We start from the raw sequence: 23,470 nt of genomic DNA, 5'->3' as shown, positions 1-23,470 counted from the left end.
TCGACGCGGGGTACACCACGCGGTTTGCATGGCAACAGCGGCGCAATAATCGACCATTCGCGTTCTGTAAGTTCATAGCGGCGACGTGACATCAAAGACCTCCAAATCCGAGACATTTGAATCACTAATCCATTCAAATAGCTAGACTATTTATAAGTGCACGGCCTAGCCGAACGCGGTATCGTTGTCGACCATGCGACTGCGCCAATGACAGCCAGTCGCCCTTTCAGATCTTTACGGAATTGACAACACAAGTATATCCAGACATTCGCACATATGAAGCCTGCTGAAATTTAGAGACAGACTCCGGGAACCGCATGGCTCCCGGCATTTTTTCATGCGGCAGATGAAACTGCCGCTTTATGCTTAAAATGGATAATGCTGTTTCGGATCTTCAACCGTCAACCAGCGCAGATCAGTAAATTCTGCGATGCCAGCCTTGCCACCAAAGCGGCCGTAGCCGGAATTTTTGACACCACCAAATGGCATTTGTGCTTCATCACCAACGGTTGGGCCGTTAATATGGCAAATGCCCGTATCAATTTGATTGGCCACCGCCATGGCTCTTTGCAGATCATGCGAAAAGACCGCGGAAGAGAGACCATATTCTGAGTCATTTGCCACAGAAATGGCTTCTGCATCACCATTAACACGGATGATCGGCTTAACAGGGCCAAAGCTCTCTTCAGAATAAATTCGCATTTCTGGCGTAACATGGTCAATCAATGTTGCGCTCACGATGGCACCATTACGGGTGCCTCCTGCCAGCAGTTTGCCACCCTTTGAAACGGCATCAGCAATCAGCTCATCCATTTTTTCGCCAGCGCCCGGAGTGCACAGGCCACCCAGAACCACATGTTCGCGTGGATTGCCCGCAGGCAGCTGAGCCGCGCGCGCGGCCAAACGGCTTGCAAATTCATCGGCAATGCTGGCATCGACGATCAAGCGTTCCGTTGACATGCAAATCTGGCCCTGGTTCATGAAACAACCAAAAACAGCCGCATTGACTGCTGCATCGATATCTGCGTCAGCAAGGACAACAAATGGTGCCTTGCCACCCAGTTCAAGCAGGGCGGGCTTTAGTTCTTCACCCGCAAGACGGCCGATGATACGACCAACTTTTGTGGAGCCGGTGAAATTAACGTGGCGCACAGCCGGTGCGCGGATCAAGGCCTCAACGAGCACAGCCGCATCTTCCGGCGCATTGGAGATCACATTCACAACACCTGTCGGAAAACCAGCCTCAGCAAAGCAGCTGCCGATCAGATGATGGGTGGCAGGGCAGAGTTCTGATGATTTCAGAACAACAGTATTCCCACAGGCAACCGCCATGGCAACGGCACGCGTACCAAGAATAACCGGCGCATTCCATGGGGCGATGCCGAGGCACACGCCTTTGGGACGATTGACTGCCATTGCAAGGGTGCCGGGCTTGTTGGACGGGATCACTTCACCACCGATCTGGGTGACGATCGATGCCGCTTCGCGCAGGATATTGGCTGCAAGTGTGACATTGAAGCCGATCCAGGGGGCGGTTGCGCCGGTTTCTGCGATTGCGGCGGCGATGAATTCAGGTGCTTTCGCGTCCATAATATCAGCGGCACGGTTGAGCAGTTTGCGCCGTTCACCCACCAGAGTTTGCGACCATGCAGGAAATGCTTCAGCCGCAGCCGCAACCGCTGCCAATGCATCCTCAACCGAGGCGGCTGCCGCGGTTGTTGCGACTTCGTTTGTCACCGGATCACGGCGTTCAAAACTACGATTTCCTGTTGCCTTTACCGCGGCACCATTGATCAAAAGGTCTATTTTCATTGGTTTTGCCTCCTTCAAAGCCCAAAGAATTCGGTATTTACAGATGCTTCAAGTCCACCATCCGTAGGAATATTGGCACCTGTTACCCAACGTGCGGCATCTGAACAAAGAAACAGAATAACCGGCGCAATATCACCGGCAGTCCCGGCGCGACCAACCCGGTCTATATCGGCATTGACCCTCGAATCTCCCAACGTGTCGCGGAATTGGGTAAGAATTGGCGTGGTGACTGGCCCCGGAGATACGGCATTGACACGGATTCCGCGTGAGCGGAATTGCGGATCATGTGCAGCAAGCTGGTTCCAAACGAGCAGCGCTTCCTTTGAAACCGGATAACCGGCATCGTTCGGAATTTCATATTCAGCGACGATCTTCGCAGGATCGGGAAAGCCTTGACTGTGCGCAATGCCCTTGGCGCGGCTGACATTTGAGCGCCAGCCATACCCAGCGATTGAGGCGACATTTACAATGGAGCCACCTTCACGCATTTTCGGAGCGAGACCTTCTGAGAGGGCGCGCAGACCGAAAAAGTTAACTGCCAAAGTATGTGCGGCACCTGTCTGCCCGGATACGCCCGCGATATTGCACAATGCGTCAAAACCATCCGGTATTGCATCGATAATGGCTTTAACACCATCGAACGTGCCAAGATCGCCGGCTAAAAACTCACCAAAACGCTGTTCTGGTTTGGCTCTGTCAATGCCGATCACTTCGGCGCCGAGGTGGAGAGCAAGCTCTGCCGTGCGTTGTCCTATTCCGCTCGCGACACCGGTCACGACGATCTTTTTACCAAATAACATCATGTTTATCATCCTTCTTGTCAGGACTGGGCAGCCAATATGGTGTAGCCAGATTGATTGTTTAGCTCAGGAATGAGGTTCCCAAAGTGTGCGTTCAGCGCGGGAATTGACAGTAATCCAACGAGTTTCGGTAAATTCATCAATGGCCGCAAGGCCACCAAAACGTCCGTAACCACTCGCTTTTACGCCGCCAAAGGGCATGTCGGCACGGTCATGAAGCGTGGTTGTATTGATGTGGCAAATGCCGACATCGATCTGGCGAGCAGCCTGCATGGCACGCTGAATGTCGCGGCCAAAAACTGCGCCTGAAAGACCATATTCAGTATCATTGGCGATAAAAATGGCCTCTTTTTCTGATGATGCCCGGCAAATTGTTGCAATCGGCCCAAAGCATTCTTCTGCATAGACGGCCATTCCCGGCACAACATGGTCGATCACGGTTGCGTCCATGAAAACACCATTCGCCTGACCGCCGCAGACAATATCGGCCCCTTTTTTCTCTGCATCCACTATCAGCTCTGAAAGCCGTCTTGCGACCTGCTCGCTCACGAGCGGACCAAGCGCCCATTTGCCGCTTCGCGGATCTCCGGCGCGCAATTTTCTGGATTTTTCAACAAGCATCTCAACAAAGCGATCCGCTACAGCATCCAGCACGATGATCCGGTCAGTGGACATGCACACTTGGCCCTGATTCATGAAAGCGCCAAAAGCTGCGGCTTCGGCCGCCAGTTCCAAGTTTGCATCATCCAATACGATGAAGGGTGCTTTGCCACCTAATTCCAGCAAGCAGCGCTTCAAGTGACGCGCTGACATTTCTGCAATCAAACGTCCGACACGGGTTGATCCGGTAAAATTGATACGGCGCACAGCTTCCAGAGAGATGAGCGTCTCCATGATCTGCGATGCATTATCAGATCGGTGGGTGACAATATTCAACACACCTTCCGGCAGGCCGGCTTTGGTTAGAATTTCACCGATCAGCAGATGCGTGCCCGGCGAAAGTTCAGAGGCTTTCAACACGACAGAATTGCCAAGTGCCAGTGCGGTTGCGACAGCGCGCGAGGCAAGCACAAGCGGCGCATTCCATGGTGCAATCGCTAAGCAAACACCGACCGGTTCGCGAAAAGAAAACGCCTTCATGTCTTGAGTGACGCGGCCCGCAGACTGTGTGGTCAGGGCGGCCGCTTCTTCAAAATGCTCTTGGGCCAATCGAATATTGATCGCAATCCATTCATGCGTTGCGCCGATTTCGGCCATCATGAGTGATGTTATTCGATCTTGATATTGGCCAATCAGTTTTGCAGTGGCCATCAGGATATGGCGGCGTTCTTGAGGGGCAGTTTTCGACCAGTCAGAAAAGGCGCGCGCAGCAGAGTTTGCGGCACAGACTGCATCGGCTGCTGTGCAATCAGGTGCCGAATAGGCGACCGTTCCCAAGACGGGATCTATACGATCAAACATACCGATCTCACCTTGCAGAAAGCTCATGCAAGGCGGACGCTGTCGCGCATTGTAGGTCATCCATCCTCCTCACGCGTTTCGTGCAACCAGACCCTCCCAGTCTGATATGGTTTCCCGCTTAGGTGCACGCACATCAACAGTATAATCATGATTTACCTTTGATAAGGAATATCATAATCTTGTAAAAATATATCAATTTCCGGCTGTTTGGGTGTGATGGACATAGCGGCTAAAGACATGCACCAGGCATCTATAATTGATCAGCGCAGCCCGATGATTAAGGCTGAGAAAATTGATCCGACATTGCGTGGAATATCGCGCCGTCTGGCTGCAAATGATGATGCGTTGCAGACATGTCTTATTTTACTCTCATCGGGAGAGCTGCATTTTGAGAACGCGGAGCAGGATAGACTGACATATGCCGCTCCAATGGTCTGGTTGTTTCAAAACACACACCGCAGTCTTGTGTTTTTTGGCCCCGGATCAATGGGCTATATCTTCACCATCCCGCAAACCATTGCCGATGAATTGGTTGGCCGCAGTGCAGAATCGATCATGCTGCGAGAGCTTTTTGAAGAAAATGGAGTTTTTCATCCGTCTCAGGATCATATGGCTGAGACATATATGATGCTTGCGCGCAATATAGAGAGGGAGGTGAATGCAGGGCTTGCCGGTTCGCAGATCGCAATCGTTGCCTGGATACGCTTGATGCTGATTGCTCTGTGGCGCGAGAGGCCGGACGACATACATTCAAAATATAACAGCCAGGCAAAACATAACAGTGTGAGTGAGGTGGAGCAGTTGCGGGCTTTTCGCAGGCTGGTTGAATTACATTTTCGACATCATCTCTCGATCGCTGATTATGCCAAGCTTCTGGAGATAGGATATGATCGCTTATACGGTATTTGCCAGCGAAAGCTGGGGCGAACACCGTTGCAGCTTGTGCATCAGCGGTTGCTGCGTGAGGCTGTTATGCGGCTGGAACGCACGGATGAATCTATTTCAGCAATAGCTTATGCATGTGGCTTTACAGATGCCAATAATTTCAGCCGTTTTTTCCACAAGGGGATGAACCAGGCCCCGAGCCGGTTTCGCGTGGCTTCACGCTTGCAGAAAGAAGTTGCGGTAGCGAATGCAACCTATGCCGACTGGCCCTGATCATGCGCCTGTTTGAATATGCAGCAGTTTATGCGTTGCGGAGGGGTCGGTAATATTGCCGATGCAAAGCGATGATAAAGATGAGGCAGAACACCGTTCCGCAAACGTCTTCCGCGAGGAAGACGATCAAGAATATACGGTGCGCGACGCGTAACCGCTATTCAGCTGAAGATAAAATCCGTATCGTACTTGAAGGGTGCGCGGTGAAGACAATATCGCCGTGGAGGGCTCGCCGAGAGTCTTTATTATAGCTGATCGAAAGAATTCCTTGAAGCGAGCAAGAAATGTCTTGCCGGTGATACTACCCGTTCGGGACCAGTGACGAGGTTAAGGCACTGCATCGTGAAGGCCGTGACCTGAAGGAGGCATTGACCGATGCCACGCTGGAAAACCACCTGGTCAAAAAATCATGATCGGGGATGGGGTAACCGCGAATGAGATGTGGCAGACCGATTTCACCTATCTGAAAGTCATCGGCTGTGACAAAGTTATCCGAATGTGAACAGGGTTTTCAATTTCATCAACCAAAGCCACGGCGAAATCTTCAAAAGAAAGGTTCTGCCGCAAAGTTTTTATAGGGACTATACGACCTTATTTCTGGATCTCATTATCGTGTAACATATTCATGGGAAGCCTGGTTCCTGCGATTCAGGTTTTAATAAAATCCGTCACGAAGAAATAAAATTACCAAATCACCGACGAATTAGGTCGCCTGAGCTTTGCAATTTTGGTGGGAAACCGGGAAATTATTATTGGCCGTTCCTAACATAAGCACCGTTCTTGGCGGAGCTATGGAGCAGTTTTGCCGATAAAGATTCAGATTGTTCCAGCTTCTTAATGAAAGCGGTTGCTCAGATGTCATATGCGTTAAGTATTCTCGACAAAAGCCCTGTTGCCCCAACAGGGAATGCAGAAACTGCTCTGGCCAATACCGTGGCCTATGTCCAGGCTGCGGAACGTGCCGGTTACAAGCGTTTCTGGGTCGCTGAACATCATCACGCCGACGAGCTTGCTGGACCTTCGCCAGAGGTGTTGGCTGCCTATATTCTGGCATTGACGAAGCACATCAGAATTGGCTCCGGCGGGGTTATGCTTCAACACTACAGCCCTTATAAAGTTGCTGAGAACTTCAATCTTCTGTCCGCTCTCGCGCCAGGACGGATTGATTTGGGTGTCGGCAAGGCTCCCGGGGGCCTTCCATTGTCGACCAAAGCTTTGCAGCAGGAAATTGATCGTGCAAGTCGGCTCGATTTTAACGACAAGCTTGAACAGCTCAGTGCTTTTCTGGGGGGCGACAAGATTATCTCTGGTCCTTTTGAAGGACTTGCTGCAACGCCTAAACCACTCACGCCTGCGGAGAAATTTTTACTCGGTGCGAGCCCCGATAGCGCGCTTCTCGCTGCCCGTTCCGGTTGGGATTTTGTCTATGCAGGGCATCTCAACGGTGACACGGCAAACCTGCAAAAGACCTTCGATGCATATCGCAATGCGACCGGAAAAGTGCCAGTTCTGGCGCTGGGCGCAGTTGTTGCGCAAAGCAAAGATCAGGTTGATGCCGCTCTGGCGAAGATCCGGATTTTCAAGATCCATCTGGCTTCCGGAACGTCCGTTTCAGTAGGAACGCCTGAAGCTGCGGTGGAGTTTGCGCGTCAGGCAGGCGAAAGCGATTATCATATCGAAGAAAAGCAGCCAAGCATTCTTGCGGGCTCGCCTGAACAGGTGAAGCAGAAGCTTGATGTACTGCACGCACAACATGGGGTGAACGAGTTTGTGCTCGAATTCCCCGCGGTGTCTCAAGAACAAAGAATAGCTGCCATTAAAGCCCTTGCCGAAGTGCAGCTGGCCATTGCTGCCTGAGGCCCGAGAGCACACAAGCGCACGCCTATAAGTCTGAGACGGCTTTGAGAAACTATGTGCGCAAAAACGAACAGATAAAGTGCTTTGAAAGTTTCGTTCATATCTGGAAATGCTCTTGTTAAAAGGAGAGTTTGAAGTGGGTTCCAAGCAGATTAAATTCGGCGTGATGCTGCAGGGTGCAGGCGGACATATGAATGCCTGGAAACATCCATCCGGACCTGCGGATGCCAGCGTAAATCTCCAGTTTTTCATTGATACCGCACGCAAGGCTGAGGAGGCAGGCATTAGCTTTGCCTTCATTGCAGATGGGCTCTACATCAACGAAATCTCAATACCGCATTTTCTCAATCGCTTCGAGCCTTTGACGATCCTCTCTGCGCTTGCAGCGAATACCAAACGCCTTGGCCTCGCAGGCACTGTTTCGACGTCTTACAGTGATCCGTTTACTGTGGCGCGCCAATTCGCATCGCTTGATCTTATTTCAGGCGGCCGCGCCGGCTGGAATGTCGTAACCTCACCGCTGGAAGGATCGGGCCGCAATTATGGCAAGCCGCATCCTGACCATGCATTGCGCTATGAAATTGCCGATGAATATCTCGACGTAACCAAAGCGCTTTGGGATTCATGGGATGACGATGCTTTTGTCCGGGACCGCGAGACTGGACAGTTTTATAAGCCCGAAGGCTTTCACCGCCTTGACCACAAGGGCCGCTTCTTCTCGGTAGAAGGTCCTCTGAATATCCAGCGTTCGCCACAAGGACAGCCTGTTATTTTTCAGGCGGGAGCGTCTGAAGCAGGTGTTGGACTTGCTGGAAAGCATGCTGATGCGGTCTTTACCAATCCGGGCACGATCAAAGACAGCCAGACATTTTATGCGCAGATCAAAGCCAGCGCCGTTGCACATGGACGTGCACAGGATGATGTCGGAATTTTCCCCGGTATCGGCCCTATAGTTGGCCGTACTGATGCAGAAGCTGAGGAAAAATATCAGGCAATCCGCAATCTGGTCAGTGTCAACGAAGCGCTTTCGTATCTCGGACGCTTCTTTGATCACCATGACTTCACCGCTTATGATCTTGATGCGCCTTTTCCTGATCTTGGTGATGTTGGCAAAAACAGCTTCCGTTCGACAACGGATCGCATAAAGCGTGACGCCGCCGAAAACAAGCTGACCTTACGCGAAGTCGCTCTGAATGTTGCAACACCGCGTACCCCTTTTATCGGCACGGCAGGGAAAATTGCAGACGAGATCATCCTTTGGAAAAAACAGAAAGCCGCTGATGGCTTCATTCTCGGTTTCCCGGTGATTGCCGAAGGGCTTGATGATTTCATTCAGCATGTGCTGCCGGTTCTACAAGAACGCGGATATCACGAAGGCACGCTCCGCCATGATACGCTGCGAGGAAATCTGGGACTTGAACATCCTGGCAGCCGCTATTCAAAGCCTGCTGAAAACAGTGATAGCACAAGCCCCCAAAAAGGCGCCGCATGAATATTCAGCAGTCGGCAGACGTGAACAGAAAGCTCGAAATCGAAGCAGGGCTTGCCTCGTTTATCGGCGAATTTATCGCTTTGCGTCACGACATTCATGCGCACCCGGAACTGGCCTTCAAGGAAAAGCGCACATCCACTCTGGTTGCAGATTACCTGCGCCAGTGGGGCTATGATGTTACGACCGGTATTGGCGGTCGAGGTGTGGTCGGCACATTGAAGCGCGGTAATTCCTCCAAGGCCATTGGCATCCGCGCCGATATGGATGCCTTGCCAATTTCTGAAGCAACAGGTCTCGATTATGCAAGCACTGTTTCCGGGGTCATGCATGCATGCGGCCATGATGGACATACGAGTATTCTGCTCGCTGCAGCGCGATATCTTGCAGAGTCCGGTCGCTTTTCCGGCACATTGAATGTGATTTTCCAGCCGGCCGAAGAAATTGGTGCGGGTGCCCGCCGCATGATCGAGGACGGTCTGTTTGATCGCTTTCCATGCAATGCCATTTATGGCCTTCATAACTGGCCGGGCATGCCTGCCGGAAAATTTGGCTTTGTAAGCGGTCCTGCAATGGCATCGGTCGATCGTGCAAGAATTCGAGTCAACGGTCGCGGTGGCCATGGCGCGGAACCCCACAAATCAATTGACCCGGTTGTGGTTGCCTCATCGATTGTTCTGGCACTGCAAACAGTGGTCGCACGCAATCTGGACCCGCTTGATATGGGAGTGATAACCGTGGCCTCCATTCATGGTGGTGACGCACTCAATGTCATTCCCGAACATGTTGATCTTGGCATTACCATTCGCTCGTTCTCGCAAAGCGTGCGTGAAGAGTTGCGACGACGCATCGAAGCAGTCGCACGATCGCAGGCGGAAAGCTTTGGCGCGGTTGCGGATGTGAATTATCAATGGGGTTTTCCTGCATTGATTAATGCAAAAGCTGAAACGGAGTTTGCGCGACAGCTCGCTCTGAGCACCTTCTCCAACGGCACCGTTATTGAGGCGTTTCGTCCACGCACAGCGAGCGAGGATTTTGCCTTTATGCTTGAGCAAAAGCCGGGGACATATTTTTTTGTCGGCAATGGCGACAGTGCAGGTCTGCACAGCCCCAATTACAACTTCAACGATGAAATCCTGCTGCCAGCTTCTCTGTTCTGGGTTCGGCTGACCGAAGCCTCTCTGATCTGAAACTGCAGATTTCCTTACTATGGATGTTCCATCATGGCAGATGAGTTTCTCTATACATCAACGTCAGATAGTCGTGCAGTACCACTCATTGAAGCACTGACGTTTGAGTATGATACGCGCTACGGCACCTATTTCAGTGAAGCAGGTGCTGCCGCGGAAATGAATAAATATCCGCCGGAAGTCTTTGCACCGCCATATGGTAATTTTCTGCTGTTGCTTCGTGACGGCCAGACAATTGGTGGCGGCGCATTCATGCGCTATGATGACGTAACAGCAGAGTTTAAGCGTATCTGGACCCATAGCGATCTGCGTCGCCAGGGACTGGCAAAAAAAGTGCTTCAAGAACTGGAAGCGCAGGCGCATCGGCAGGGTTACAAGCGCGTTTATCTGACAACCGGCTTCAGACAGCCGGAAGCAAAAGAGCTTTACCTGCGCAATGGATATACAGCGCTTTTTGATGTGACCGCCGATCCGGAAATTTACGGTATACTTCCTTTCGAGAAAAACATTGAAAACATCCGTGAAGTTAATTTCCTGCTTTCCGAAAACACGCTGAAGCAAGCTGCTTTTGGCTGAGCAAGTGCGTGGCTGCGCAGTGGATGTTATGGAAAAAACATCCGCTACGGTGCGTTTAAATAGACTTATTTGTTTTGAAACTCCGCCCTTCTTCTCCGACACTTGGATAGAGTGACTTCCATGACAGACGCGTCTGGATTGAGTCATCAGTTAAATGGCAATTCGGAGCAGCGTTGATTATGTCTATTGCTACAGATTTTGCGGGGACCGACCGAGGGACAGATGCCCACGTCAGTGCTGGCGACTTCAAACACTATCGCATCGTTCCGGCGCGCTATCCTGCCCGCGTCATTGGTACAATCTTCGCGGCTGGCCTTATCATTGCCGTGCTGCAATCGGTTTTGACCAATCCAAAGTGGGGTTGGCCAGTCTTTGCAGAATGGTTCCTCTCAGAGCCGGTTCTTGTTGGGCTGATGCGAACGCTATGGCTGACAGTACTTGCGACAGTGCTTGGCTTTACGCTGGGAACGGCTCTTGCACTGGCACGCGTTTCCCGCTCGCCTCTGCTATCTGGTCTATCCTGGGCTTATATATGGTTGCTGCGCTCTATTCCACTGATTGTCCTGCTGCTAGTTCTGAACAATCTCGGTTATCTGTATGAAACGGTCAGGCTTGGTGTTCCCTATACTGATATTACATTTGCTGAATATCCCACCGTTCAGATATTAAGCCCATTTGCTGCAGCGCTTCTGGGGTTGAGTCTCAATCAGGCAGCTTTTTCTTCCGAGATCATTCGTGGCGGTATTCTTTCGGTCGATCAGGGGCAGCTTGAAGCAGCAGCAGCTCTGGGTTTGCCGCGCCGCAGACAGGCATTCCGCATTGTGCTTCCGCAAGCCATGCGTACGATTCTTCCGACCGGTTTCAATGAGATCATCGGTCTCGCAAAAGGCACGTCGATGGTTTACGTGCTCGCGCTGCCCGAACTCTTCTACACGGTGCAGGTGATTTATCGCCGTAACCTTGAAGTCATTCCGCTGCTGATGGTCGCGACCGTCTGGTATCTCATCATCATGACAGTTTTGTCGATTGCGCAATATTATATTGAACGGCATTTTTCACGCGGCGCGTTGCGTAACCCGCCACCGGCTATGCTGACACGTCTTTTCGGGCGCTTTATTCCGGCGCAAACCGCGATACCGGCCAAAGCCCAGAATGTTATTTTGAACGAGCAGGATGCACAACTTATTCAGCCGCTGGCCGAAAACGGATTCAAAAGTGCACGGCGCGGAGCGGTTGATATTCATGGCGTCTCTAAAAGCTTTGGCGACAATCGCGTTCTCGATAATATCAGCCTGCATATCAAGCCCGGTAGCGTAACTGCTATTCTTGGTCCGTCGGGTTCAGGTAAATCCACATTGCTCCGCTCGATCAATCATCTGGAGCGCGTTGATGATGGTTTCATTGCGATTGACGACGAGCTGCTTGGTTATCGCCAGAATGGCAACACACTCTATGAGCTGAAAGAAAAGGATATTCTGAAGAAGCGCGTCGATGTTGGAATGGTCTTCCAGAACTTCAATCTCTTTCCGCATCTGACCGTGCTGGAAAACATCATTGAAGCACCAATGATTGTGCGTGGCATGAGCCGCGAAGCTGCCACCCTCATTGCGCAACGCCTGCTGGCCCGCGTTGGCCTCAGCGAAAAGATTAATGCTTATCCGCGTCAGCTTTCCGGGGGGCAGCAACAGCGTGTCGCCATTGCCCGCACCCTCGCACTTAATCCGAAAGTTATTCTCTTTGATGAGCCAACCTCTGCCCTTGATCCCGAACTGGTTGGTGAAGTCCTCGATGTCATCAAGGAACTGGCACGCTCGGGCACAACGCTGGTGATCGTGACCCACGAGATCGGCTTTGCGCGCGAAGTTGCCGACACAGTTGTCTTCATGGAGGAAGGTCGCATTCTGGAAACCGGCAGGCCGGAACAGCTTTTCAATGCGGCAAGCCATCCACGAACCCGGGAGTTTCTCGCAAAAGTCCTCTGAAGCAAGAATACCCTTTTAGAGCAAACCACAAGTTCTCAATACCTTGATCGCTTTTGAGCGAGCGATCGACAGGCGCTGTTCGTCCAAAATTCAAGTCATCAGGAGCCAGACAATGAAAACAGCCAAATCAGGCAATTATAAAAATGCAATTGTAGGGGGTATTCTCGCAGCAGCAACACTGCTCAGCGCACCAGCCTTTTCTGCAGAACTGGATTTGAGCCCGGAGCAGCCGAACCGTCTGCGCACAGAAAAGAGCGATGCTGTCATCAATGCCGTCCCTAAGGATTTCAAGTTCGTACAGGACGGCAAGCTCGTCGTCGGTATCAACCCATGGGTTCCGCCGATCAGCACCTATGCGACCGATGCAAAAACCGTGGTTGCATTTGATCCAGATCTTATCCAGCTTGTTTCCGACACTCTGGGACGCGAGTTGGTACTGGTGCCAATCGCATGGGCTGACTGGCCGCTTTCACTGCAATCCGGAAAACTGGATGCTGTCATTTCAAATGTGACCGTGACCGAAGAACGCAAGGAGAAGTTCGACTTCTCGACCTATCGCAAGGATGAGCTTGGCTTCTATGTCAAGGCGGACAGCCCGATTGCATCCCTCAAAGAGCCCAGGGATATCGCCGGATTGAAGATCATTACCGATCCCGGTACCAATCAGGAAAACATCCTTCTTCAGTGGGACAAGCAGAACGTGGCCGCTGGCCTCCAGCCCATCGAAGTGCAGTATTACGACGACGATGCTGTCAAAGCCCTTGCGCTTGAATCCGGTCGTGCCGATGCGGTTTTCAGCGTCAATGCCGTACAGGCCTATGCCGCATCGCAGCATGGTAAAACCAAGCTGGTGGGCACAGTGAGTGGTGGCTGGCCGCAGACCGCTGAGGTCGCGATCACGACCCGTAAGGGTAGCGGTCTTGCCGACGCGTTGACGCTTTCGCTCAACGAACTCATCAGGAATGGCAAATATCATCAGGTGCTTGAACGCTGGAGCCTGAGCTCGGAAGCCGTTGATGAGGCAAAGACCAACCCAGCCGGACTGCCAAAAAGCGGTTCTTGAGGGCCTGGGTTGACCCATGCCGGGGTACTTGTGCCAGCCCGCGAATATTTCAAAGAGATGGAGAATGGTTTATGAGAGCGAGCGCTCTGCTAACGGCTACATTGGGATTGGTGATCGCTTCATTTTTTCCAGCCTCAGCGGCGAGTGATTTTGATTTATCACCTGAGCAGGCTGGACGCATCCATGTAAAAAAGAATGCAACCGCAATCGCTGCCATTCCCGCAGATTTCAAGTTTGTCACGCCGGGCAAACTGACCGTCGCTGTGGCACCTGGTGGCCCGCCGCTTGCAGCCTATGCAACCGATGCAAAAACAGTTGTGGGTGCAGATGCAGATTACGCATCGGCAATTGCCGAAAGTCTTGGGCTGGAACTCGAAAGCGTTGCTGTCGCATGGATCGATTGGCCGCTGGGCTTGGCGTCCGGCAAATATGATGCTGTGATATCCAATGTCGGCGTGACGGAAGAACGCAAGGAAAAATTCGACTTCTCGACCTATCGGCAAGGGCTTCATGGCTTCTTCGTGAAGGCTGATAGTGGCATTACGTCCATCAGGGAACCCAAAGATGCCGCAGGGCTGCGTATTATTGTGGGTGCGGGAACCAATCAGGAGCGCATTCTTGTTAAATGGAGCGAGGAAAACGAAAAGTCCGGGCTTAAACCACTGGACCTGCAATATTACGACGATGAAGCGGCCAGTCTGCTCGCACTTCAGTCAGGGCGTGCGGATGTAATCGTCCAGCCACATGCACAGCTCATTTTTATCGCCTCTCGTGACAAAAACATCCGGCGTGTCGGCACATTGAGTGCGGGCTGGCCGGACCGATCCGATGTGGCGATTACCACCCGCAAAGGCAGCGGACTTGCAAATGCTCTGACCATTGCCACCAACGGCCTAATTGCAAACGGAGACTATGCACGCATCCTTGATCGCTGGCATTTGAGCGAAGAAGCTCTGCAACAATCTCAAACCAATCCGCCGGGATTGCCAAAGTTCAAATAAGAGATCGACGATACCTCATACCAAAGGACAAAACGTGGCCAAAACTATTGATTATTTCTTTTCCATTGGATCGCCATGGTCTTATCTCGGGCTTGATACGCTTGAGGAACTGGCAGAGCGGCATGTGGTCGAAATCAAGCCTTATCTGGCAACCGTTATAGAGGAAAATGGCGGAATTTTCTCTCGCAACAGGCCAGAGGTGCGCCGCGCTTATGGCACACAGGATCTCAAGCGTTGGGCCAAGTTTCGTGGCAAGCCGCTTTTCATTGATGACCGGCCAGCTTTAAGCGATCCCACCCCTGCTTCCTATAGCGTTATAGCGGCGTATCTTGATGGCCAGAACTGGTTGCAACTGACCCGCGTGCTTCAACATGCATTCTGGTCTGACGCAAAGGATATTGGCCAGGCTGAGATCCGCAGTGCTATCGCGGATGAAGCTGGTTTCAACGGCCGATATCTGGTCGGGCGCGAAAACGATCACGATGTTCGAGCCAAGTGGGAAGCAGACCGGAAACATGCACTCGACAAGGGCGTTTTCGGTTTTCCAACCTATGTGTACGATGATGAAACCTATTGGGGACAAGATAATCTTGGATTTTTGGCCAGCCATCTGCGCGGTAAAGCATTCTGAAAATAATGCATAATCCTTATAATCGAAGGTTCTGTCGCAAAATTCTCGAACGTAGACTTTAATTCTCTTTGTAGACATATGCGCCCTGCAAGCAGGCCGATTATATCCGCTTATTAAGATCTGCAGCCTCGCCTTCACTGGCCAATATTAGCCTGTAGCGGAGGTTCATGAAATGATTTTCTAGCCTTTTTGCGCTGTCAAAAATTTGCGACAGAACCGTGAGTAACGAACAACTCAGCGGTTCAATGTTGCATGATCAACGTTCACACCACGTGCAGCCATAATTTCCTGAACATTACGATAGGAGCCGGGATAGTTCGGGTAAAAGGAAACAGCATACAGGGTGACACTTTTGGGAAAGTAAGCGCCTTTGTAATCGATCACCATACCCATTCACCGTCATTCAATTATGCGAACCCAATACAATAGCGCAGCAGAAGTGAAAAACTCGCGACAGAACCATTGAGAATGCTATAATATTCCTCGCAAAATATCTTTCCCTGTCTTGCCTGGACGAACAGTATATGAATGATAAACAAGGCTCTGATACTTCAAAGCCGTTGAATCCCGCGAAGGCTTTCATCGAAAATGAGAGGCCCACTCTCAAGACAATCGCCTTTATGACAGGCCTTGGCGTGACTACAGTTTCGCGTGCTCTCAAAGATGCACCGGAAATTGGTCCGGAAACCCGAAAGCGTGTCCAGCTTATCGCACGCCAGATCGGCTATCGGCCGAACCGTGCGGGTGTTCGACTGCGCACCGGGAAAACAAATGTCATTGCGCTCGTCCTCAACACGCAAGACGAGATCATGGGTTTTACAAGTCAAGTGATCCATGGTGTCGCGGATATGCTGGCCGACACACAATATCATCTTATTCTCACACCTTATTTCAGTTCCGGCGCATCAATTGAGCCGATCCGTTATATCGTTGAAACAGGCTCAGCTGACGGGATTATATTTTCGCGAACTGAACCGGATGATCAGCGCGTCCATTATCTGACCGAACATAACTTCCCTTTTGCTACGCACGGCCGCACAAATACCGGAATTGAACACCCGTATCATGATTTTGACAATCATGCCTTTGCGCGAGATATGGTCGACCGGTTATCCTCGCTTGGGCGTAAGAATCTTGTTCTCCTGACACCCCCAGCGCAACTCACCTATTACAGTCATATGGTTTCTGGATTTTATGAAGGCTTGCGTCAGTTTGGGTGCAATGGTTCAACGCTGGAAAATGTCGACCTGGACAGCCCCCTTCAGCACTTGCGCCGCTACATCGCAGAACGAATGAAATTGCCGGCGCGGCCAGATGGCATTATTTGTTCTGGCAGCGCCGCAACGCTGGCTGTGGTCGCAGGAATAGAAGATGCCGGCTTGTCCATTGGTAAAGACGTGGACGTTGCGGCTAAACAGTCAACCGAGATACTGCACTGGTTCCGCCCCGAACTGATTGTTGCTGAAGAAAGCTTCAAACTTGCCGGTCAGCAATTAGGCAAAGCTATCCTGGGGCGGATCAATGGACTGGATATTTCATCCCTGCAAACGGTAGGCTAGAGCATAAAGTCCTGTTGAAACGATGGAGAGTATCAATAAGAGTGTGCTTCAAAGAAAAGGCCTTAAAGCACTGATCTAATTTAAACACATGGAAAGACCGTGCGCCCCATTCAGCGCACTAAGCCGTTCTAACTGGCGGCGTGTCGCCTGTGCATATCCACCGGACGCAGGAGTGCCTCGGCATCGGCAATACCCAGTGCCTGAGGCCGCGTGCATGTGGTTTGGATATCGATAAAGCGCTTCTCCTCACCCGATTTAAGAATTGAAAGCATAACCTCCACACCGTGCAATGCACGCTCAAGAGAGCATCGCATTTCGCGCCCTCCAAGAATGGCCGCAGCCATATCAGCCAGCCCTGCAGTGCGATAATTCGCCATCATTCCACTGGAATGCTGCTCATTCTCAACACCGAAAGGATGGTCCCAGGCTTCTACGGCAACGGCAGAGCTTTCAGGTTTTGCCAGCAGCACTTCACCGCCAAAAAAGTTCGGGTCCGGCAGATAGAGCGAACCTTCCGTGCCATAGAGTTCCATATTGGCGTGACGATGTGCCCAAACATCCCAGCTTGCCATCAACGTAACTGTGGCCCCCTGTTCAAACTCCAGCAATGCCTGAATAGTGGTTGGCGTTTCAACCGGGATGATCTCGCCTTTTCTTGGTTCGGAGCGAATGACACGAGTACTCGTTGCTGCAGATGTCAGCGCGGCAACCCGCTGAACGGGGCCTAGAAGATTGATGAGATTGGCAATATAATAAGGTCCCAGATCAAGGATTGGACCACCTCCTGCCCTGAAGAAAAAATCGGGGTTTGGATGCCAATGCTCCATGCCATGGCTCATCACATGGCAGGTTCCCGAGGTAATCCGCCCAACATTTCCGCTGTCGATTTCACGCCGTGCCAGCTGATGCGCACCACCGAGAAAAGTGTCCGGTGCGCATCCCACTTTCAGGCATCGCCCGTCCGCAAGTGCTTTCAATTCGAGCCCCTGCTCAACTGAAAGCACAAGGGGCTTTTCAGAATAGACATGCTTTCCTGCCGCCAGAATCTGTTTTGAAACGGTATAATGCGCATCTGGAACCGTTAGATTGACCACAATATCAATGTCGTCGTTCTGCAGCAGCGCATCAATCGACTGCGCAATAATCCCGAACTCAGCGGCCCGCGCTTCTGCAGCCTGCGGATTGATATCTGCACAAGCTCTGATTTCGATGTTGCGAAACAAGGGAGCCAGTCGCAAGTAAGCGGCTGAGATATTTCCACATCCAATGATGCCAACACCCAGTGTCCTAATCATTACATTCTCCACTTATAAATCGCGAACTGTATCGATAGAACGGCTTGCAAAACGCGTGTCATCAGACGGATTGTCATGCTCCATGACGAAATAGCGGGCAGGTGTTTTGCGCAACGCCGCGATGAGCCGCGGCCAATCGACAATCCCATGCCCCACATCTTCCCAGCCGTCTTCATCCGCCTTCTCGCCAGTTTCGGCAATGTCCTTAACATGGACAGCAATCATCCGATCTCCATAACGCTTGATCCATTCAAACGGGTCAGCGCCACTTTTGATAATCCAGGCAATGTCCGCCTCCCAGACAAGGTCTGGTGATGCGTTGAGAATGTGCTCCTGTGGGACAGAACCATCTGACAAGGGACGGAATTCAAAATCGTGATTGTGCCAGCCAAAGGCATATCCCGCCTTTCGATATGGCTCGCCTGCTGCAGCAAGTTGCTCACCAAACGCCTGCCATCCGGCAGGTGTATCGGGTCGGCGTTCAGCATCAAGATAAGGACAGAAAATAGCCTTCATATCGATGACCCTGGCAATTTCCAGCACACGATCGACTTCGTTTTCAAGCATGTCGATCCCGAAATGTCCCGTCGGCATGGAAAGTCCGAGACTATCCAGTTCCGCCCTGAGTTGAGCTGGATCATTATAAATGCCGCCATAACCCTCAACCTGACGATAGCCGAGATCACGCAGCATTTTTAAAGTTCGCTCCAATGGCTGAAACTTCCGCGAACTATAAAGCTGATAGGAATACCCATTCATAATTTTAAACCTTTGTTTAATTGCTGATAGGCTTGCCTTTTAAAAGGCAATAACAATCCCGCGTGATTGAAATGGCTCTTCAATCACGTTGCTGAAACAACTGGAATTGCGCGGGGAATTAGGAGGAGAGCATATTGCTGATCATCTAAAGCCTTTCCTCTGTCTGGGCGTCGAACAACGAAAGCGTGTCAGGCTTGAATCCGATCCTGACCTTATCGCCTGCCCGATAACGTTTGCTCGCTTCAACACGCGCTGAGATGGGGTGCCCGGCGAAGCGAAGCCAGACCAAGCTGTCAGCCCCCATGGGTTCGTCCAGATCAACAGTTGCTTCCAAGCCATCTTGTTGATCCAAACAAATATGTTCAGGTCTGATGCCAAGTGTCGCCTTGCGCCCATGCTCGACAGAGCCATCATAACCATCAAGAAGAATGGCCGCGTCACCGATATGGAAATAGGGAAGACCGTCCTGAACCTTGATCTCACCAGAGAAAAAATTCATTGACGGCGATCCGAGAAAACCAGCAACGAAGCGGTTGCACGGACGATTATAAATGGTCAGCGGATCAGCCAATTGCTGAATCACACCGCCTTTCATCACAGCGATACGGTCAGCCAGCGTCAAGGCTTCAATCTGGTCATGCGTTACATAGATCATCGTGTTGCCAAGCTTATGGTGCAATCGCTTGATTTCGACCCGAAGCTCGGAACGCAGTTTGGCATCAAGGTTTGAAAGCGGCTCATCAAACAAAAAGACATCAACATCACGCACGAGAGCACGGCCGATGGCAACGCGCTGGCGCTGCCCGCCGGAAAGCGCAGACGGCTTGCGCTGCAGCAAGGGCTCAATCTGTAAAATTGCAGCAGCGTGTTTAACGCGCTTGTCGATCTCAGTTTTTGGCAGCCCCGCAACCCGCAGACCAAATGACAGGTTTTTCTCAACGGTCATCTGCGGATAGAGCGCATAAGACTGGAAAACCATGCCGATACCCCGGTCCTTTGGCTCCTTCCAGGTCACGTTCTGTCCTTTGATATATATACTGCCTTCCGAAATATCGAGCAGCCCGGCAACGCAGTTCAAAAGTGTGGACTTGCCACATCCGGATGGCCCAAGAAGAACGAGAAATTCGCCTTCATTGATTTCCAGATTAAGGTTTTTAAGCACATCGACTGAGCCGAAACCAAGAGACAGATCCTGGACAGAAACACTTGATTGCATGATGTTCATCCTTTCACGGCACCTGCGGCGATGCCGCGAACGAAATAGCGCCCCGACACGAAGTAAACGAGCAGCGGCACAGCACCGGTGAGAATGGTTGCAGCCATATTGACATTGTATTCCTTCACGCCCTGCACCGAATTGACGATATTGTTGAGCTGCACTGTCATCGGAAAATTTTGCGTTCCTGCAAACACCACGCCAAACAGGAAGTCATTCCAGATCCCCGTGACCTGCAGAATAATTGCAACCACGAAAATCGGTAATGACATTGGCAACATGATCTGGAAGAAGATGCGCCAGAACCCTGCGCCGTCCACGCGCGCAGCCTTAAAGAGCTCAGGCGGAAGCCCCGTAAAATAATTACGGAACAGGAGCGTTAAAATAGGCATGCCAAAGATGGTATGGATAAAAACGACACCTGTCAGAGTGCCAAAAATTCCGAGTTCGCGCGTTATGATAACCAGCGGGTAAAGCATAACCTGGTAAGGGATAAACGCCCCGAAAAGCAGTATTGTGAAGAAGACTTCCGAACCTTTAAACTTCCAGTTTGCAAGCGCATAGCCATTCACAGAAGCAATGGCGATTGAGACGATAACGCTTGGAATTGTAATCTTCAAAGAATTCCAGAAACCTGTACTGATACCTTCGCAATAAAGCCCCGTACAGGCCTGGCTCCATGCCTTTACCCATGGCTCAAAAGTGATATCGACGGGCCGGGCAAAAATATTGCCAAGCCGGATTTCGGGCATGCCTTTGAGCGATGTGACCACCATTACATAAAGCGGCAACAGATAATAAACTGCGGCAACAAACAAGATGCTGTAGAGCATGATGGTCGCAGGTGCGAAGCGTTGCTTCGGCTTGCGCCCCCATGGCTCTCTGCCTTGCACCGCAGGCACAAAAACACCTTGCCTGTGATGCCCGCCCTCGCTTTCCATCTTGCGGTTCACAACAGCTTCGCTCATCGCGTTTTCCTCCGTCCGAATTCGAGCATTGCCCAGGGAACAAGGATAACCAGCACTGTGGTCAGCATGACCGTAGAGGCAGCGAGGCCCTGCCCAAGATTGGCCCAGCCGAACATGAAATCGTAGACATATTTTGCCGGCACTTCAGAGGCTATGCCCGGACCACCATTCGTCATGGCGACAACAAGGTCGTAAAGTTTGACGATACCAGTAGCGATCATCACGACAGTTGTGACCAGCACGGGCCGCATCATCGGCAAAATGATAAAAAGATAGGTTTTCCATTTTGGAATGCCATCAACACGTGCGGCCTTCCAAATTTCGTCATCAACATTGCGCAGACCGGCAAGCATCAGCACCATCACAAGCCCGGTCATTTGCCAAAGACCAGCAATTACAATGGCATAGATGACATATGTGCGGCTCGACAAAATCGCCATCTGGAAATTATCAAACCCCATATCCCGAACGACCTGTTCAAGCCCCAGTTGAGGGTTGAAAATCCACTGCCACACAAGACCCGTCACGATGAATGAGAGAGCATAGGGGTACAGAAAAATTGTGCGAAACGTGTTTTCAAAACGGATTTTCTGATCCATCAACGCCGCGAGAACAAACCCGCCAAACAACGAAAACCCCATACACAACACGCCATAAATGGCGATGTTACGCACCGAGATGTGCCAGCGCGAAGCGCCGAACAACCGCACATACTGATCAACACCGACGAAGTTTAATACCGGAAGCGACCTCGAGGATGTAAAAGAATAGAGAATGGTCCAAGCCGTGCAGCCGATAAAAACCACCAACACTGTGGCAATCATCGGAAGCGCTGCGACCTTTGCATTCAGATTTCGAAATAAGCGTGACGGTTTTCGATAACCGCCTCCATTCGTCACTGCCATGACTGTCCTCGCTGTCATCGCCGATAATGAAGCATAGCCCTCCCAGACCACACCAGTTTCAGCTTCGAAGCCTTCTCAGACATATTGGCTTCAGATAAGCTGATGCGCTAAAATGCTTGTTCAATGATCTCCGCAAAACGCTCCTGCAACTCATCAACCGTCATGTCAGGATTGGCGAAAAACTCCGCCGCAAGACTTTCCATCTGTCCGTGCGTATCAGGTGCGCGCAACTGATCGATCGATGGTACGATATTGTCTGACTTATTAAGGATGTCGATGCCGGCACGCATACAGCTTGAGGCCGTATTAAGATCAACGTCACCCCGAATAGGCAATGAGCCTTTTGCGAGATTGAATGCCACCTGCGTATCTTTTGCCACCAGCATACTGGCAAGCTTCAGCTGGGCTTTGGTGACTTCTGGATCTTTATTCTTCGGGAAATAAACTGCATCTCCACCCGTATCCAGATAGGGTTTTTCACCCAACCCTGGCAGGCAATCATAATCCTTACCCGAAACTTTACCCGCGGTGCTAAACTCTCCCTGCGCCCAGTCACCCATGATCTGAGCACCGGCACGGCCGTACATGACCATGCCCGTTGCCTCATTCCAGGACCGCCCGACATAGCCAGGATCGGCAAGATCGCGCGCCTGTGCAAACGCCTCAAAGACCTTCTTCATCTCCGGTCCGCGTGCAGCCTCAGCATCTTTGTCCCGGTTTACTTTCAGATAAAGCTCTTTACCTCCAATAGAAACCATGAGAACCGTTAGAATACCATTGACCTGCCAGCCATCTCCGGCTGCGAGCGGGACTATGTTGTTCTCTTTGAGCTTTGGCGCGGCAGCAACCAGATCATTCCAATTCTCCGGCGGCTTAATGCCCACATCGCGGAAAGCCTGCGGATTAAGCCACATCCACTCCCATGAATGAATGTTAAGCGGCACACAGTAAAGTCGGCCCTTGAATGTGCAGGAATCAAGCAAGCTTTTGGGACGAATAAAGTCAGCCCAACCTTCCTTTTCCGCCAGTTCGGTCATATCCGTCATGAGCCCGGCTTCAACGAGCTCTTCAGCCTGCCGACCGTGATTAAGCTGCGTTGCCCCCATCGGATTGCCGCCCAGAATACGACTGATGATGATTGGGCGGGCGGTGGACCCGCTGCCAGCAATTGCACCATCCACCCATTTATCACCGCCAAGTGCGTCGAATTTTTCAGCCAGAACCCTGACCGCCGCGGCTTCGCCACCGGATGTCCACCAATGGGTCACTTCAAGGTCTGCAGCCCGCGCGCCCACGACCGCCGGCAGAGTTGTCAAAACTGTACCAACGGACAAAGCCACAACGGCCGACTTTAAGCTGAACATTTCATTTCCTCCCAAATCTGAAACGTTACAGGTAGACTAATCAAGTTATCACCGGATGCAAGCGCTTATTTAGGCACGCCCCTCGGAACTGGCAGATATTACGTAAAATTCCTGCGGATTTGTGGAGATAGCAGGCCAATAGCAGTATCCAGGGGCACAAGGGTAGCCGTTGATTGGATACTGTAACGTTACAGTTTATAATAATTTTCTAAACAAAGGTAAATTTGCTTCAAAAAAAGAACCAGCACGAAACATGCTGATTCATATGAAATAGCCTACGGCGTAGACTCATAAACTGATGCACCAGATGCGGACAGCGATGAGTTTGACAGCAGCCAGGAAATTGGCCGGGTTTTTGTCGTAACGTGTTGCAATGCCGCGATA

At 51.4% G+C, this 23,470-nt stretch carries 19 protein-coding genes and 4 pseudogenes; 11 read left to right on the top strand and 12 right to left on the bottom strand.

Features of this window, described 5'->3' with window-relative positions:
- The 4 genes and pseudogenes from ABE530_RS18180 to ABE530_RS18165 form a co-directional block, all read right to left on the bottom strand.
- Positions 1-92: pseudogene (locus tag ABE530_RS18180) on the bottom strand (IS5/IS1182 family transposase); the annotation flags it as partial.
- 274 nt (positions 93-366) lie between these two features.
- The gene (locus ABE530_RS18175) at positions 367-1,812 is read right to left on the bottom strand and encodes an aldehyde dehydrogenase (protein ID WP_499695495.1); all 1,446 of its coding nucleotides are present in this window, start codon (positions 1,810-1,812) and stop codon (positions 367-369) included.
- Positions 1,813-1,826: 14 nt separating this feature from the next.
- Entirely contained in the window at positions 1,827-2,612 is a 786-nt protein-coding gene (locus ABE530_RS18170; RefSeq protein ID WP_499695497.1) for a coniferyl-alcohol dehydrogenase, read from the bottom strand.
- Between the two features lie 66 nt (positions 2,613-2,678).
- Entirely contained in the window at positions 2,679-4,133 is a 1,455-nt protein-coding gene (locus ABE530_RS18165) for an aldehyde dehydrogenase family protein (protein WP_499695494.1), read from the bottom strand.
- 177 nt (positions 4,134-4,310) lie between these two features.
- Between ABE530_RS18165 and ABE530_RS18160 the strand changes: the two genes are divergently transcribed.
- The 10 genes and pseudogenes from ABE530_RS18160 to ABE530_RS18115 all read left to right on the top strand — a co-directional run bounded on the left by ABE530_RS18160 (position 4,311) and on the right by ABE530_RS18115 (position 15,020).
- Positions 4,311-5,231 carry a helix-turn-helix transcriptional regulator gene (locus ABE530_RS18160; RefSeq protein ID WP_499695493.1) on the top strand — a complete coding sequence of 307 codons (921 nt, stop codon included), beginning with the start codon at positions 4,311-4,313 and terminating at the stop codon, positions 5,229-5,231.
- An 80-nt stretch (positions 5,232-5,311) separates the two neighbouring features.
- Positions 5,312-5,663: pseudogene (locus tag ABE530_RS18155) on the top strand (transposase); the annotation flags it as partial.
- Between the two features lie 423 nt (positions 5,664-6,086).
- Positions 6,087-7,088 (top strand): MsnO8 family LLM class oxidoreductase, encoded by a 1,002-nt coding sequence (locus ABE530_RS18150; protein WP_499695492.1) that lies wholly within the window; start codon positions 6,087-6,089, stop codon positions 7,086-7,088.
- A 166-nt stretch (positions 7,089-7,254) separates the two neighbouring features.
- Positions 7,255-8,580: an LLM class flavin-dependent oxidoreductase gene (locus ABE530_RS18145; protein WP_499695496.1), complete on the top strand. Its 1,326-nt coding sequence runs from the start codon at positions 7,255-7,257 to the stop codon at positions 8,578-8,580.
- On the top strand, positions 8,577-9,767 hold the full coding sequence (locus ABE530_RS18140) for a M20 aminoacylase family protein (RefSeq protein WP_499695491.1): 1,191 nt from the start codon (positions 8,577-8,579) through the stop codon (positions 9,765-9,767). The genes ABE530_RS18145 and ABE530_RS18140 overlap by 4 nt, the downstream gene beginning before the upstream one ends.
- A gap of 33 nt (positions 9,768-9,800) precedes the next feature.
- Positions 9,801-10,343, top strand: coding sequence for a GNAT family N-acetyltransferase (locus ABE530_RS18135; protein WP_499695490.1), 543 nt, complete (start codon positions 9,801-9,803; stop codon positions 10,341-10,343).
- Positions 10,344-10,522: 179 nt separating this feature from the next.
- Entirely contained in the window at positions 10,523-12,325 is a 1,803-nt protein-coding gene (locus tag ABE530_RS18130; RefSeq protein ID WP_499695489.1) for an ABC transporter permease subunit, read from the top strand.
- A gap of 112 nt (positions 12,326-12,437) precedes the next feature.
- The gene (locus ABE530_RS18125; protein WP_499695488.1) at positions 12,438-13,388 is read left to right on the top strand and encodes an ABC transporter substrate-binding protein; all 951 of its coding nucleotides are present in this window, start codon (positions 12,438-12,440) and stop codon (positions 13,386-13,388) included.
- A gap of 71 nt (positions 13,389-13,459) precedes the next feature.
- Complete coding sequence (locus tag ABE530_RS18120; RefSeq protein ID WP_499695487.1) at positions 13,460-14,389, top strand: ABC transporter substrate-binding protein; 930 nt, start codon at positions 13,460-13,462, stop codon at positions 14,387-14,389.
- A 34-nt stretch (positions 14,390-14,423) separates the two neighbouring features.
- Complete coding sequence (locus tag ABE530_RS18115) at positions 14,424-15,020, top strand: 2-hydroxychromene-2-carboxylate isomerase (protein WP_499695486.1); 597 nt, start codon at positions 14,424-14,426, stop codon at positions 15,018-15,020.
- Between the two features lie 237 nt (positions 15,021-15,257).
- Here the strand turns inward: ABE530_RS18115 and ABE530_RS18110 are convergent.
- Positions 15,258-15,407: pseudogene (locus tag ABE530_RS18110) on the bottom strand (IS6 family transposase); the annotation flags it as partial.
- Between the two features lie 137 nt (positions 15,408-15,544).
- Here ABE530_RS18110 and ABE530_RS18105 point away from each other — a divergent pair.
- Entirely contained in the window at positions 15,545-16,579 is a 1,035-nt protein-coding gene (locus ABE530_RS18105) for a LacI family transcriptional regulator (RefSeq protein ID WP_499695485.1), read from the top strand.
- A 128-nt stretch (positions 16,580-16,707) separates the two neighbouring features.
- Here the strand turns inward: ABE530_RS18105 and ABE530_RS18100 are convergent, their stop codons facing one another.
- The 7 genes and pseudogenes from ABE530_RS18100 to ABE530_RS18070 all read right to left on the bottom strand — a co-directional run.
- Entirely contained in the window at positions 16,708-17,874 is a 1,167-nt protein-coding gene (locus ABE530_RS18100) for a Gfo/Idh/MocA family protein (protein WP_499695484.1), read from the bottom strand.
- Positions 17,875-17,886: 12 nt separating this feature from the next.
- Entirely contained in the window at positions 17,887-18,633 is a 747-nt protein-coding gene (locus ABE530_RS18095; RefSeq protein ID WP_499695483.1) for a sugar phosphate isomerase/epimerase family protein, read from the bottom strand.
- 145 nt (positions 18,634-18,778) lie between these two features.
- Positions 18,779-19,849 (bottom strand): ABC transporter ATP-binding protein, encoded by a 1,071-nt coding sequence (locus tag ABE530_RS18090; protein WP_499695482.1) that lies wholly within the window; start codon positions 19,847-19,849, stop codon positions 18,779-18,781.
- Positions 19,850-19,854: 5 nt separating this feature from the next.
- On the bottom strand, positions 19,855-20,817 hold the full coding sequence (locus ABE530_RS18085; RefSeq protein WP_499695481.1) for a carbohydrate ABC transporter permease: 963 nt from the start codon (positions 20,815-20,817) through the stop codon (positions 19,855-19,857).
- Positions 20,814-21,722 carry a carbohydrate ABC transporter permease gene (locus ABE530_RS18080; RefSeq protein ID WP_499695480.1) on the bottom strand — a complete coding sequence of 303 codons (909 nt, stop codon included), beginning with the start codon at positions 21,720-21,722 and terminating at the stop codon, positions 20,814-20,816. The genes ABE530_RS18085 and ABE530_RS18080 overlap by 4 nt, the downstream gene beginning before the upstream one ends.
- Before the next feature lie 107 nt (positions 21,723-21,829).
- Positions 21,830-23,086, bottom strand: a complete 1,257-nt coding sequence (locus tag ABE530_RS18075) for an ABC transporter substrate-binding protein (protein WP_499695479.1) — start codon at positions 23,084-23,086, stop codon at positions 21,830-21,832.
- A 288-nt stretch (positions 23,087-23,374) separates the two neighbouring features.
- Positions 23,375-23,470, bottom strand: a pseudogene (locus tag ABE530_RS18070) (IS5/IS1182 family transposase); the annotation flags it as partial.

It is taken from the genome of Brucella sp. TWI559 (assembly GCF_039674265.1).
Classification (GTDB): Bacteria; Pseudomonadota; Alphaproteobacteria; order Rhizobiales; family Rhizobiaceae; genus Brucella; species Brucella chromiisoli.
The sequence above is the reverse complement of the archived record's forward strand: the minus strand, read 5'-3'. Positions and strand labels throughout refer to the sequence as shown.

Excerpts from the sequence above, each read along its gene's own strand:
- ABE530_RS18175 (WP_499695495.1), bottom strand. The coding sequence starts at position 1,812 with ATGAAAATAGACCTTTTGATCAATGGTGCCGCGGTAAAGGCAACAGGA.
- ABE530_RS18170 (WP_499695497.1), bottom strand. The coding sequence starts at position 2,612 with ATGTTATTTGGTAAAAAGATCGTCGTGACCGGTGTCGCGAGCGGAATA.
- ABE530_RS18165 (WP_499695494.1), bottom strand. The coding sequence starts at position 4,133 with ATGACCTACAATGCGCGACAGCGTCCGCCTTGCATGAGCTTTCTGCAA.
- ABE530_RS18160 (WP_499695493.1), top strand. The coding sequence starts at position 4,311 with ATGCACCAGGCATCTATAATTGATCAGCGCAGCCCGATGATTAAGGCT.
- ABE530_RS18150 (WP_499695492.1), top strand. The coding sequence starts at position 6,087 with ATGTCATATGCGTTAAGTATTCTCGACAAAAGCCCTGTTGCCCCAACA.
- ABE530_RS18145 (WP_499695496.1), top strand. The coding sequence starts at position 7,255 with ATGCTGCAGGGTGCAGGCGGACATATGAATGCCTGGAAACATCCATCC.
- ABE530_RS18140 (WP_499695491.1), top strand. The coding sequence starts at position 8,577 with ATGAATATTCAGCAGTCGGCAGACGTGAACAGAAAGCTCGAAATCGAA.
- ABE530_RS18135 (WP_499695490.1), top strand. The coding sequence starts at position 9,801 with ATGGCAGATGAGTTTCTCTATACATCAACGTCAGATAGTCGTGCAGTA.
- ABE530_RS18130 (WP_499695489.1), top strand. The coding sequence starts at position 10,523 with ATGTCTATTGCTACAGATTTTGCGGGGACCGACCGAGGGACAGATGCC.
- ABE530_RS18125 (WP_499695488.1), top strand. The coding sequence starts at position 12,438 with ATGAAAACAGCCAAATCAGGCAATTATAAAAATGCAATTGTAGGGGGT.
- ABE530_RS18120 (WP_499695487.1), top strand. The coding sequence starts at position 13,460 with ATGAGAGCGAGCGCTCTGCTAACGGCTACATTGGGATTGGTGATCGCT.
- ABE530_RS18105 (WP_499695485.1), top strand. The coding sequence starts at position 15,545 with ATGAATGATAAACAAGGCTCTGATACTTCAAAGCCGTTGAATCCCGCG.
- ABE530_RS18100 (WP_499695484.1), bottom strand. The coding sequence starts at position 17,874 with ATGATTAGGACACTGGGTGTTGGCATCATTGGATGTGGAAATATCTCA.
- ABE530_RS18095 (WP_499695483.1), bottom strand. The coding sequence starts at position 18,633 with ATGAATGGGTATTCCTATCAGCTTTATAGTTCGCGGAAGTTTCAGCCA.
- ABE530_RS18090 (WP_499695482.1), bottom strand. The coding sequence starts at position 19,849 with ATGCAATCAAGTGTTTCTGTCCAGGATCTGTCTCTTGGTTTCGGCTCA.
- ABE530_RS18085 (WP_499695481.1), bottom strand. The coding sequence starts at position 20,817 with ATGAGCGAAGCTGTTGTGAACCGCAAGATGGAAAGCGAGGGCGGGCAT.
- ABE530_RS18080 (WP_499695480.1), bottom strand. The coding sequence starts at position 21,722 with ATGGCAGTGACGAATGGAGGCGGTTATCGAAAACCGTCACGCTTATTT.
- ABE530_RS18075 (WP_499695479.1), bottom strand. The coding sequence starts at position 23,086 with ATGTTCAGCTTAAAGTCGGCCGTTGTGGCTTTGTCCGTTGGTACAGTT.